General features: G+C 61.1%; 9 protein-coding genes. All 9 read left to right on the top strand.

The genetic code is table 11. From position 1 onward, the window contains the following. The 9 genes from lpxD (at position 1) to AACY31_RS03930 (ending at position 12361) form a co-directional block, all read left to right on the top strand. Positions 1 to 1056, top strand: a complete 1056-nt coding sequence (gene lpxD / locus AACY31_RS03970; protein ID WP_339492263.1) for a UDP-3-O-(3-hydroxymyristoyl)glucosamine N-acyltransferase — start codon at positions 1 to 3, stop codon at positions 1054 to 1056. 105 nt (positions 1057 to 1161) lie between these two features. Beyond that, entirely contained in the window at positions 1162 to 1602 is a 441-nt protein-coding gene (gene fabZ / locus AACY31_RS03965; protein ID WP_339476265.1) for a 3-hydroxyacyl-ACP dehydratase FabZ, read from the top strand. Next, positions 1599 to 2375: an acyl-ACP--UDP-N-acetylglucosamine O-acyltransferase gene (gene lpxA, locus AACY31_RS03960; RefSeq protein WP_339476263.1), complete on the top strand. Its 777-nt coding sequence runs from the start codon at positions 1599 to 1601 to the stop codon at positions 2373 to 2375. The genes fabZ and lpxA overlap by 4 nt, the downstream gene beginning before the upstream one ends. 2 nt (positions 2376 to 2377) lie before the next feature. Continuing rightward, positions 2378 to 3508, top strand: a complete 1131-nt coding sequence (gene lpxB / locus AACY31_RS03955; protein ID WP_339503887.1) for a lipid-A-disaccharide synthase — start codon at positions 2378 to 2380, stop codon at positions 3506 to 3508. Continuing rightward, positions 3505 to 4149 carry a ribonuclease HII gene (gene rnhB, locus AACY31_RS03950; protein ID WP_057451690.1) on the top strand — a complete coding sequence of 215 codons (645 nt, stop codon included), beginning with the start codon at positions 3505 to 3507 and terminating at the stop codon, positions 4147 to 4149. The genes lpxB and rnhB overlap by 4 nt, the downstream gene beginning before the upstream one ends. A 211-nt stretch (positions 4150 to 4360) precedes the next feature. After that, the gene (gene dnaE, locus AACY31_RS03945; protein WP_339476255.1) at positions 4361 to 7882 is read left to right on the top strand and encodes a DNA polymerase III subunit alpha; all 3522 of its coding nucleotides are present in this window, start codon (positions 4361 to 4363) and stop codon (positions 7880 to 7882) included. A 149-nt stretch (positions 7883 to 8031) separates the two neighbouring features. After that, positions 8032 to 8979, top strand: a complete 948-nt coding sequence (locus tag AACY31_RS03940) for an acetyl-CoA carboxylase carboxyltransferase subunit alpha (RefSeq protein WP_339476252.1) — start codon at positions 8032 to 8034, stop codon at positions 8977 to 8979. Positions 8980 to 9129: 150 nt separating this feature from the next. Further along, positions 9130 to 10455, top strand: coding sequence for a tRNA lysidine(34) synthetase TilS (tilS, locus tag AACY31_RS03935; RefSeq protein WP_339476250.1), 1326 nt, complete (start codon positions 9130 to 9132; stop codon positions 10453 to 10455). 274 nt (positions 10456 to 10729) lie between these two features. Further along, complete coding sequence (locus tag AACY31_RS03930; protein ID WP_339476247.1) at positions 10730 to 12361, top strand: CTP synthase; 1632 nt, start codon at positions 10730 to 10732, stop codon at positions 12359 to 12361. Positions 12362 to 12364: the final 3 nt, after the last annotated feature.

The following is a 12364-nucleotide window of genomic DNA, read 5'->3' as shown; positions in this document are numbered from 1 at the left end:
ATGACAGCGACTATCAAGCTCGGCCAGTTGGCCGAGTTCCTCGGCGCCACCCTGCGTGGCGACCCGGAGAAGGCAATTACTGGGCTAGCCACTTTGCAAGAGGCTGGCCCAGCTCAGTTGAGCTTTCTGGCAAATCCTCAATACCGCAAGTACCTGGCCGACAGCCGGGCTGCCGCGCTGTTGCTCAAGGCCGCTGATGCCGATGGGTTTGCCGGCGATGCCCTGATCGTGCCCGATCCGTACCTGGCGTATGCTCGTATCTCCCATCTGTTCGACCCCAAGCCAAAATCGGCTGCCGGTATTCACCCCAGCGCCGTGATCGCGACGGATGCCGTGGTTGACCCCACGGCCAGCGTCGGCCCATTTGTGGTCATCGAAAGTGCGGCCCGTATCGGTGCCGGCGTCACGCTGGGTGCCCATTGTGTCATTGGCGCGCGCAGCGAGATCGGCGAAGGCGGTTGGCTGGCACCACGGGTCACCCTGTATCACGATGTGCGCATCGGCAAGCGGGTGGTGATTCAGTCCGGCGCGGTGCTGGGCGGTGAAGGGTTCGGTTTTGCCAACGAGAAAGGCATCTGGCAGAAAATTGCTCAGATCGGCGGCGTCACCATTGGTGATGACGTGGAGATTGGCGTCAACACCGCGATCGACCGCGGTGCCCTGGCCGACACGGTCATTGGCAATGGCGTCAAGCTCGACAACCAGATCCAGATCGCCCACAACGTCCAGGTTGGTGATCACACCGCCATGGCCGCCTGCGTGGGCATCTCTGGCAGCACCAAGATCGGCAAGCACTGCATGCTCGCCGGTGGTGTGGGGCTGGTGGGCCATATCGATATCTGTGACAACGTGTTCCTGACCGGAATGACCATGGTGACCCACTCGATTACCGAGCCAGGTGCCTACTCTTCCGGTACGGCCATGCAGCCGGCAGCCGAATGGCGCAAGAGCGCGGCGCGTATCCGCCAGCTCGACGACATCGCACGGCGCCTGAAACAGATGGAAAAGCGTGTAGGGGACGTGACCCCTGGCGGTAATGCTTCATCTGATGGCTGATACCATTTCCATATCAAGTGTGCACAGCCGTTAGGGCATCTTGATTTGCTAGCGGAGTGCGCGTCACTCGTGCGCTCCCAATCTTTACATAGGCTTCCCCCCGAAATGATGGACATCAACGAGATTCGCGAATACCTGCCTCACCGTTACCCGTTCCTGCTGGTGGATCGGGTGGTGGACCTGGACGTTGAAGGCAAGCGCATTCGTGCCTACAAGAATGTCAGCATCAACGAGCCGTTCTTCAATGGCCACTTCCCCGCGCATCCAATCATGCCGGGTGTATTGATCATCGAGGCGATGGCTCAGGCTGCCGGAATCCTTGGTTTCAAAATGCTCGACGTAAAGCCTGCCGACGGCACGCTCTATTACTTTGTCGGTTCCGACAAGCTGCGTTTCCGCCAGCCGGTCACCCCGGGCGATCAGTTGATCCTCGAGGCCACGTTCATCAGTTGCAAGCGCCAGATCTGGAAGTTCGAATGCCAGGCTTCGGTCGATGGCAAGCCAGTCTGCTCCGCTGAAATCATCTGCGCGGAACGCAAACTATGAGTTTGATTGACCCTCGCGCAATCATCGATCCGACGGCCGTTTTGGCCGCCGATGTCGAGGTCGGCCCGTGGTCGATTGTCGGCGCAGGTGTGGAAATCGGCGAGGGTACGGTGATCGGTCCCCACGTAATTCTCAAGGGACCGACCCGGATTGGTCGGCACAATCGCATCTACCAGTTTTCTTCGGTAGGCGAGGACACGCCCGATCTCAAGTACAAAGGTGAAGAAACCCGTCTGGTCATCGGCGATCACAACGTGATCCGCGAAGGCGTGACGATTCACCGTGGCACCGTTCAGGATCGCTGCGAAACGACCCTGGGCAACCACAACCTGGTCATGGCCTATGCGCACATCGGCCATGACAGCGTGATTGGCAACCATTGCATCCTGGTCAATAACACTGCGCTGGCCGGCCATGTGCACGTGGATGATTGGGCGATCCTGTCAGGGTTCACCCTGGTGCACCAGTATTGCCATATTGGCGCCCACAGTTTCTCTGGCATGGGCACTGCCATCGGCAAGGATGTCCCTGCCTATGTCACAGTGTTCGGCAACCCGGCCGAAGCCCGCAGCATGAACTTCGAAGGCATGCGTCGTCGTGGTTTCAGCGAAGAGGCGATTACGGCGCTGCGTCGCGCCTACAAAGTCGTGTATCGCCAGGGCCTGACAGTCGAGCAGGCACTCGCCGAACTGGCCGAGGCTTCGGCGCAATACCCGGAAGTCGCGATCTTCCGTGATTCCATCCAGTCTTCGACCCGCGGCATCACTCGCTGACCATGGCTAATTTGCGTGTTGCACTGGTGGCGGGAGAGGCTTCCGGTGACATTCTGGGCGCCGGTCTGATGCGTGCGCTCAAGGCGCAGCATCCCGCTGTCGAATTCATTGGGGTCGGCGGGCCGTTGATGGAGGCCGAGGGCCTGACGTCCTATTTTTCGATGGAACGCCTGTCGGTAATGGGGCTGGTGGAAGTGCTCGGTCGCCTGCGTGAGCTGCTGGCCCGGCGCAAGAAGCTGATCCAGACCCTGATCAATGAAAAACCGGATGTGTTCATCGGCATCGATGCGCCGGATTTCACCCTCAATATCGAACTCAAGTTACGTCAGGCCGGTATTAAGACCGTGCATTACGTCAGCCCGTCGGTCTGGGCCTGGCGGCAGAAGCGGGTGCTGAAGATACGCGAAGGTTGCGACCTGATGCTGACCCTGCTGCCGTTCGAGGCCAAGTTCTACGAAGAGAAGGGCGTACCGGTGCGTTTTGTCGGGCACACACTGGCCGATACCATTCCCCTGGAAGCCGACCGCGACGCGGCTCGCCAGGCGTTGGGCCTGCCCGATGGGCCGCTGGTGGCCTTGATGCCCGGCAGCCGAGGCGGCGAAGTGAGTCGCCTGGGCGGCTTGTTTTTCGACGCGGCCGAGCGCCTGCGGGCGCTGCGCCCCGGTGTACGTTTTGTCCTGCCGTGTGCCAGTGCGCAGCGTCGCGCCCAGTTGGAAGCGTTGCTGGTCGGCCGAGATTTGCCGGTGACGCTGCTCGACGGCCGTTCCCATGAAGCGTTGGCGGCCTGCGATGCCGTGTTGATTGCCTCTGGCACCGCAACCCTTGAGGCGCTGTTGTATAAGCGCCCGATGGTGGTTGCCTATCGCCTGGCGCCGCTGACGTTCTGGATTCTCAAACGCATGGTCAAGAGCCCCTACGTGTCCTTGCCGAACCTGTTGGCCCAGCGCTTGTTGGTGCCGGAGCTGTTGCAGGAAGAGGCGACCGCCGAGGCGCTGGCCAACACGCTGTCGCCTTTGATCGACGGCGGCGAGGAACAGACCCGGGGCTTTGACGAAATCCACCGTACCTTGCGGCGTGATGCTTCCAACCAGGCGGCTGACGCGGTATTGACCCTGATTGGCGCAAAACCATGAGCAACTCAAAGCTACAGATGGGCCTGGATTTCAACCTGGTCGCCGAAGTGGAAGAGTTGGTGGCCGGTGTCGATGAAGTGGGACGCGGCCCGTTGTGCGGCGCGGTGGTGACGGCGGCGGTGATTCTCGACCCGAAGCGTCCGATCCTGGGCCTCAATGATTCGAAGAAACTTACTGAGGCCCGTCGCGAAAAGCTTTACGACGAGATCTGCGAGAAAGCCCTGAGCTGGTGCATCGCCCGGGCCGAAGTCGAAGAAATCGATGAGCTCAATATCCTGCATGCCACCATGCTCGCCATGCAGCGTGCCGTGCAGGGCCTGCACATCACGCCGAAACTGGCGATGATCGATGGCAATCGCTGCCCGAAACTGTCGATGCGCGCCGAAGCGGTGATCCAGGGCGACGCCAAGGTGCCGGCTATCGCGGCGGCCTCGATCCTGGCGAAGGTCAGTCGAGACCGGGAAATGGCCGCCTTCGAATTGATTTACCCGGGCTATGGCATCGGCGGCCACAAGGGTTACCCGACCCCCGTTCATCTAGAGGCCCTGGCGCGCCTTGGGCCAACGCCGATCCATCGGCGCTCGTTCGCCCCGGTGCGGCTGGCTTATGAAGCCCGTGATGGCTTGATCGAAAGGATCTAGCGAAAGCGTCGCGATGCCCTGCCGTGCCCTGTAGGAGCTGGCGAAGGCTCGGGCCGCGTTCGGACGATCTTTTGATCTTGATCTTTCACTCTCGACTCAATCGGCAGTGGAAAGATCGCAGCCTCGCTTCGCTCGACAGCTCCTACATGTTTTACCCACGGCCCGGTACAATCCGGGCCTTGTTGTTTTCATGACTTAACGCAGGATCACTATGCCGGCTTCATTCGTTCATCTACGCCTGCACACTGAATACTCCCTGGTCGACGGTCTGGTGCGGATCAAGCCCCTGGTCAAGACCCTGGTGGGCATGAACATGCCTGCCGTGGCGGTCACCGACCAGAACAACATGTGTTCGCTGGTCAAGTTCTACAAGGCCGCCATGGGCGCCGGGATCAAGCCGATCTGTGGCGCGGACCTGTGGCTGTCGAACAAGGACCCGGACGCACCGCTGAGCCGTATCAGCCTGTTGGTGATGAACGCCCTGGGCTATCGTAACCTCACTGAGCTGATCTCCCGTGGTTTTATCGATGGCCAGCGCAACGGCTCGATCATCATCGAGCGCGAGTGGGTAGCCGAGGCCAGTGAAGGGCTGATCATGCTGTCGGCGGCCAAGGAGGGTGAAATCGGCCTGGCCCTGCTCAGTGGCAATCCCGAGGAAGCCGAGACCCTGGCCCGTGACTGGATGTCGGTGTTCCCTGACCGCTTCTACATCGAGGTGCAGCGCACTAATCGTCCTAATGACGAAGAGCACCTGCATGCCGCCGTGGCCCTGGCCGACAAGATAGGTGCGCCGCTGGTGGCGACCAACGATGTGCGGTTCATCAAGCAGGACGATTTCGAAGCCCACGAAACCCGCGTCTGTATCGGTGAAGGCCGAGCCCTCGACGATCCGCGTCGGTCGAAGAACTACAGCAACCAGCAATACCTCAAGAGCGCCGAGGAAATGGCCGAGTTGTTCAGCGACCTGCCCGAGGCGCTGGAAAACACCGTCGAGATCGCCAAGCGCTGCAACATCGAAGTGAAGCTGGGCAAACACTTCCTGCCCAACTTCCCGATCCCCGATGGCATGACCATCGACGAGTATTTCCGCAAGGTGTCCTTCGACGGCCTCGAGGAGCGCCTCAGCGTCCTGCTGCCCAAGGACACCACCGAAGATTACGAAGCCAAGCGCCAGGTCTATGTCGATCGGTTGAATTTCGAGCTGGATATCATCATCCAGATGGGCTTTCCCGGTTACTTCCTGATCGTGATGGACTTTATCCAGTGGGCCAAGAACAACGGCGTGCCGGTGGGTCCTGGCCGTGGATCGGGTGCCGGGTCGCTGGTGGCCTATGTGCAGAAGATCACCGACCTCGACCCGTTGGAATATGACCTGCTGTTCGAACGTTTCCTCAACCCGGAACGGGTCTCCATGCCCGACTTCGACGTCGACTTCTGCATGGATGGTCGCGACCGGGTGATCGACTACGTGGCCGAGAAATATGGCCGCAACGCCGTGAGCCAGATCATCACCTTCGGTTCCATGGCCGCCAAGGCAGTGGTGCGCGACGTGGCGCGGGTGCAGGGCAAGTCCTACGGTTTGGCGGATCGTCTGTCGAAGATGATTCCGTTCGAAGTCGGCATGACCCTGGAAAAAGCCTACGAGCAGGAAGAGATCCTGCGGGACTTCATCAAGGTCGACGAAGAAGCCGCAGAGATCTGGGAGATGGCCCGCAAGCTCGAAGGCGTGGTGCGTAACGTCGGCAAGCACGCCGGGGGCGTGGTGATCGCGCCGACCAAACTGACTGACTTCTCGCCGATTTATTGCGACGAAGAAGGCGACGGCCTGGTGACCCAGTTCGACAAGGATGACGTCGAGGCGGCGGGCCTGGTGAAGTTCGACTTCCTTGGTCTGCGAACCCTGACCATCATCGACTGGGCGCTGAGAACCATCAATCGCGACCGGGCCAAGGTCGGCGAAGAGCCGCTGGACATTGCCTTCATCCCGCTGGATGACAAGCCGACCTACAGCCTGTTGCAAAAAGCCGAAACCACGGCGGTGTTCCAGCTTGAATCCCGGGGCATGAAGGAGCTGATCAAAAAGCTCAAGCCCGACTGCCTGGAAGACCTGATCGCACTGGTGGCCCTGTTCCGTCCGGGTCCGCTGCAATCGGGCATGGTGGATGACTTCATCAACCGTAAGCACGGCCGCGCCGAGCTGGCATACCCGCACTCGGATTATCAGTACGAAGGCTTGAAACCGGTGCTGGCACCGACCTACGGCATCATCCTGTATCAGGAACAGGTGATGCAGATTGCCCAGGTCATGGCCGGTTATACCCTCGGCGGTGCGGACATGCTGCGTCGGGCGATGGGTAAGAAGAAGCCCGAGGAAATGGCCAAGCAACGCGGCGGTTTCATTGAGGGGTGCGCGACCAACGGCATCGACCCTGACCTGGCCGGTAACATTTTCGACCTGGTGGAAAAATTCGCCGGCTACGGTTTCAACAAATCCCACTCCGCCGCCTACGGCCTGGTGTCGTACCAGACCGCGTGGCTGAAGGCGCACTACCCGGCGCCGTTCATGGCCGCCGTGCTTTCGGCGGATATGCACAACACCGACAAGGTCGTGACCTTGATCGAAGAAGTGCGGACCATGAAGCTGCGCCTCGACGCACCGGATGTGAACACTTCGGAGTTCAAGTTCACGGTGAACGACGAAGGCCGCATCATCTATGGCCTGGGTGCGATCAAGGGCGTGGGCGAGGGACCGGTGGAGGCCATCACCGAAGCGCGCCAGGACGGGCCGTTCAAGGACCTGTTCGATTTCTGCGCTCGGGTTGACCTCAAGCGCATCAACAAGCGCACCCTCGACGGTTTGATCCGCAGTGGTGCCCTGGACCGGCTGGGGCCTTACTTCCAGGATGAGCCCAAGGCCTACCAGGCCAACATCGACCGCAACCGCGCGGTGTTGCTGGCGGCGATGGAGGAGGCGATCAAGGCTGCCGAGCAGACCGCCCGCACCCACGACAGCGGCCACGCCGACTTGTTTGGCGGGTTGTTCGTCGAAGAAGACGCCGATGTCTACGGCAACCATCGCAAGGCCAAGGAGCTGACCCTCAAGGAGCGCCTCAAGGGTGAGAAAGACACCTTGGGCCTGTACCTCACTGGTCACCCGATCGACGAATACGAAGGCGAGATCCGCCGTTTCGCCCGTCAGCGCATCATCGACCTCAAGCCTGCGCGCGACACGCAAACCGTCGCCGGCATGATCATCGCCCTGCGGGTGATGAAGAACAAAAAGGGCGACAAGATGGGCTTCATCACCCTCGACGACCGCTCCGGGCGCATCGAGGCCTCATTGTTCGCCGATGCGTTCCACTCGGCGCAGGCGCTGTTGCAGACCGATGCGATGGTGGTGGTGGAAGGCGAGGTCAGCAACGATGATTTTTCCGGTGGCCTGCGGCTGCGGGTCAAACGGGTGATGAGCATGGAAGATGCCCGTACCAACCTGGCTGAAAGCCTGCGCCTGAAGTTGCAGACCCAGGATCTCAAGGGCGATCAGCTACGCTGGTTGGGCGAATTGTTCAAGCGCCATCGCGGTGCCTGCCCGATCACCATGGAGTATGTACGCCCCGATGCCAAGGCTGTGCTGCAGTTCGGCGAAGGCTGGCGGATCGATCCGGCGGATGCGTTGATTCAAGCCTTGCGTGACCAGTTCGGCAAAGACAACGTCTTCCTCCAATACCGTTGACGGCCAGGGGCCATTCCTGAAACCGGAATACCCCTGATCTCGACCTGAATTTTTAATCTCGACCTGAACGCGCCTCTCCCTTAAGGTAGGCGCGAATAGACAACCGGCCGGCCCAAGCTCTTTTGGACGTCGACCCAAGACGGACGCCTATGAACCCGAATTTTCTAGATTTCGAACAGCCGATCGCCGACCTGCAAGCCAAGATCGAAGAGTTGCGCTTGGTCGGTAATGACAATTCGCTGAATATCGGCGATGAAATCTCTCGTCTGCAGGACAAAAGCCGCACGCTGACCGAAGACATCTTCGGCAAGCTGACCAGCTGGCAGATTGCCCGCCTGGCGCGTCATCCACGTCGTCCTTATACCCTGGACTACATCGACCACATCTTCACCGAGTTCGATGAGCTACATGGCGACCGTCACTTCTCCGACGACGCCGCGATCGTCGGCGGTGTCGCCCGCCTGGACGACCAACCGGTGATGGTTATCGGCCATCAGAAAGGCCGCGAAGTGCGCGAGAAGGTGCGCCGCAACTTCGGCATGCCGCGTCCGGAAGGCTACCGCAAGGCGTGCCGCCTGATGGAAATGGCCGAGCGCTTCAAGATGCCGATCCTGACCTTCATCGACACACCGGGCGCCTACCCGGGCATCGACGCCGAAGAGCGCAACCAGAGCGAAGCGATTGCCTGGAACCTGCGCGTCATGGCGCGCTTGAAAACCCCGATCATCGCCACCGTAATCGGCGAAGGTGGTTCCGGCGGTGCGTTGGCCATCGGTGTCTGCGACCACTTGAACATGCTGCAATATTCCACCTATGCGGTGATCTCGCCGGAAGGCTGCGCCTCGATCCTGTGGAAAACTGCCGAGAAGGCGCCGGATGCCGCTGAGGCCATGGGTATTACCGCCGAGCGTCTCAAAGGCCTGGGCATCGTCGACAAAGTGATCAACGAGCCAGTCGGCGGCGCTCACCGTGACCCGGCTGCAGCGGCGGCGCTGATTCGTGCCGAGCTGAGCTCGCAGTTGTCGATGCTCAAGAAGTTCGACAACGAAGCGCTGCTGGCTCGTCGCTACGAGCGCTTGATGAGCTACGGCCTCTGATCTGACCAAGCTTCCAGCAGTTGTGGGGAGCCAATGTGGGAGCGGGCTTGCTCGCGAAAGCGGTTTAACATTCAACCCATGTGTTGACTGATTCACCGCCTTCGAGAGCAAGCCCGCTCCCACATTTGATTTGTGCCAAGGCTGAAACCCATGAACCCAAGCAACGATCTGCCAAGCCGCCTGCTTACTCAACTCATTCCCTGGCGCAACGCCGCCACCTGGCGCATCGCCTTCTCCGGCGGCCTCGACTCCACCGTCCTGCTGCACCTGCTGGCGACGCTTTCGCAACGCCAACCCTTGCCCGCACTGAGTGCTATCCATGTGCATCACGGCCTCCAGGCTGTGGCTGAGGCGTGGCCGGGCCATTGCCGCTCGGTCTGCGCGGCTCTGGGCGTGCCGCTGGATGTGGTGACTGTGCAAGTGCGCCCCGGTGCCAGTGTCGAGCGTGCCGCCCGGGAGGCGCGTTACGCGGCCTTTGTCGCGGCGATCCACGGCAACGAAGTGCTGCTCACTGCCCAGCATCGCGATGACCAGGCTGAAACCCTGCTGTTTCGTCTGCTAAGGGGGGCGGGGGTGAAGGGGTTGGCGGCGATGCCGCGGCAGCGTCCTTTGGGTCAGGGGCATTTGCTGCGGCCGTTACTCGATGTGTCCCGGGCGGAGCTGGAGGCTTATGCGAGGCAACAAGGCTTGAGCTGGATCGAAGACCCGTCCAACGACGACCAACGGTACGCGCGCAATTACCTGCGCCAGCGGGTTTTTCCAGTGCTGGCCGAGCAGTGGCCCCAAGCTTCGGTGACCCTGGCTCGCAGCGCTGCGCACATGGGGGAGGCCCAAGGTCTGCTGGACGATCTGGCGCGAATCGACCTGGCCCAGGCCGCGACTGCGGGTGCGTTCGACTGGCTCGGACTGCAATCCCTGGCGCTGGCGCCTTTGCGGGCGTTGTCGCCGGCCCGTCAGCGCAACGCCTTGAGCCACTGGCTGGCACCACTGACCCTGCTGCCCGACACCGATCACTGGTCGGGCTGGGACTCGTTGCGCGATGCCGCCGACGACGCCCGGCCGATCTGGCGCCTGGCCGGTGGCGAGCTGCACCGCGCCGCCGGGCGGGTCTGGTGGTTATCCGACCACTGGCTATGTTCGTTGCCAGGCAGCGTCGACTGGGCAGATCCGGCGGTTGCGCAGCGCTTGCCGGGCAATGGCCGGGTGGTGCTCGACGGCACACCGCCTGCGGGGCCGCTTAGTGTGCGCTATCGTCAAGGCGGCGAGGTGCTGGCGTTAGCGGGGCGTGGTCACCGTGACCTCAAGCGTTTGCTCAATGAAAAGGGCGTGCCGGCGTTCGTTCGCGGCCGATTGCCGCTGCTCTACCAGGGCGAGCAATTGCTGGCGGTGGCCAACCTTGCCGGGCTCGATGCACAGGCTGATGGCAGTTGGCAATTGATCTGGACGCCAGGAAGCCAAGATCTGGATTTGAGCTGAAAGGGGCTTTCCGGTAGACTACGCTCCCTTCTTGATACAACTTCTGTGGATTCGCCTGAATTGCAGGAGTTGCCGATTACCAAGCAGTCTTTGCTGGGCGATTCCAAAAAATGTGTAGCGAGCAACGTACCGGTGATTTCACTTCCGGTCTGTCCCAACGCGGCGGTTTTTTTGAAAGGTGCACTGTGATTAATGCAGGTGATCGGGGGCTTCGGCCTTCCTTCGCTTTCCCCGGCGGCTCGGACCGCTTTAACGCAGACTTCTAGGGTTTTTCATGACGCGCTACATATTCGTCACGGGCGGTGTTGTTTCTTCATTGGGGAAAGGCATTGCCTCGGCTTCATTGGCGGCCATCCTGGAGGCGCGGGGACTTAAGGTCACCATGCTCAAGCTGGACCCGTACATCAACGTTGACCCGGGCACCATGAGCCCGTTCCAGCACGGTGAAGTGTTCGTCACCCACGACGGCGCCGAGACCGACCTGGACCTGGGCCACTACGAGCGGTTCATCCGCACGACCATGACCCAGAACAACAACTTCACCACCGGCCGTGTCTACGAACACGTGCTGCGCAAGGAACGTCGTGGTGACTACCTGGGCGCGACCATCCAGGTCATCCCGCACATCACCGACGAAATCAAGCGCCGCATCATCAAGGGTGCTGGCGATGCCGACGTGGCGATGGTCGAAATCGGCGGTACCGTGGGCGACATCGAGTCCCAGCCGTTCCTGGAAGCCATCCGCCAGTTGCGTTTTGAAATCGGCGCCAAGCGCGCGATGCTGATGCACCTGACACTGGTACCGTACATCGCCACGGCCGGCGAAACCAAGACCAAGCCTACCCAGCACTCGGTCAAGGAGCTGCGTTCCATCGGCCTGCAGCCTGACGTGCTGATCTGCCGCTCCGATCACCCGATCGACATCTCGTCGCGTCGCAAGATCGCCCAGTTCACCAACGTTGAAGAGCGCGCGGTCATCGGCCTCGAAGACGCCGACACTATCTACAAGATCCCGGGCATCCTGCACTCCCAGGGCCTGGACGACTTCGTCGTCGAGCGCTTCGGCCTGCAGTGTGCCAGCGCCGACCTGTCCGAATGGGAAGCGGTGGTCGATGCCAAGCTCAACCCGGAGCACGAAGTCACCATCGCCATGGTTGGCAAGTACATGGAACTGCTGGATGCCTACAAGTCGCTGATCGAGGCGATGAGTCACGCCGGCATCAGCAACCGTACCAAGGTCAACCTGCGCTACATCGATTCCGAAGACATCGAGAACCAGGGCACCGGCCTGCTCGAAGGCGCCGATGCGATCCTCGTGCCGGGCGGCTTTGGCCTGCGGGGCGTGGAAGGCAAGATCACTGCCGTGCAATACGCTCGCGAAAACAAGGTGCCTTACCTGGGTATCTGCCTGGGCATGCAAGTGGCGGTCATCGAGTTCGCCCGTAACGTGCTGGGCTGGAAAGACGCCAACTCCACCGAGTTCGATCGCGCCAGTGGCCATCCGGTCGTGGGCCTGATCACCGAGTGGGAAGATGCCACCGGTGCCGTGGAAGTGCGCACCGAAAGTTCGGACTTGGGCGGCACCATGCGTCTCGGTGCCCAGGAGTGCCTGCTGGACGCCGGCTCCAAGGTGCACGATTGCTACGCCAAGGATGTGATCGTCGAGCGTCACCGTCATCGCTACGAAGTGAACAACAACCTGCTGCCACAGTTGATCGAAGCGGGCCTGAAAATCTCCGGTCGTTCCGGTGACGGCGCACTGGTCGAAGTGGTCGAGGCCCCGGATCACCCATGGTTCGTCGCCTGCCAGTTCCACCCCGAGTTCACCTCGACGCCACGGGACGGTCATCCGTTGTTCAGCGGTTTCGTGAAAGCCGCTTTGACTCAACACCAGAAAAAGGCATAAGAC

The organism is Pseudomonas sp. RL_105y_Pfl2_101 (genome assembly GCF_963970585.1).
GTDB lineage: Bacteria > Pseudomonadota > Gammaproteobacteria > Pseudomonadales > Pseudomonadaceae > Aquipseudomonas.
This window is presented reverse-complemented; position numbering and strand designations above follow the sequence as displayed.

Bases quoted from the DNA above. Each gene is read 5' to 3' on its own strand.
- lpxD (WP_339492263.1), top strand. From the start codon at position 1: ATGACAGCGACTATCAAGCTCGGCCAGTTGGCCGAGTTCCTCGGCGCC.
- fabZ (WP_339476265.1), top strand. From the start codon at position 1,162: ATGATGGACATCAACGAGATTCGCGAATACCTGCCTCACCGTTACCCG.
- lpxA (WP_339476263.1), top strand. From the start codon at position 1,599: ATGAGTTTGATTGACCCTCGCGCAATCATCGATCCGACGGCCGTTTTG.
- lpxB (WP_339503887.1), top strand. From the start codon at position 2,378: ATGGCTAATTTGCGTGTTGCACTGGTGGCGGGAGAGGCTTCCGGTGAC.
- rnhB (WP_057451690.1), top strand. From the start codon at position 3,505: ATGAGCAACTCAAAGCTACAGATGGGCCTGGATTTCAACCTGGTCGCC.
- dnaE (WP_339476255.1), top strand. From the start codon at position 4,361: ATGCCGGCTTCATTCGTTCATCTACGCCTGCACACTGAATACTCCCTG.
- AACY31_RS03940 (WP_339476252.1), top strand. From the start codon at position 8,032: ATGAACCCGAATTTTCTAGATTTCGAACAGCCGATCGCCGACCTGCAA.
- tilS (WP_339476250.1), top strand. From the start codon at position 9,130: ATGAACCCAAGCAACGATCTGCCAAGCCGCCTGCTTACTCAACTCATT.
- AACY31_RS03930 (WP_339476247.1), top strand. From the start codon at position 10,730: ATGACGCGCTACATATTCGTCACGGGCGGTGTTGTTTCTTCATTGGGG.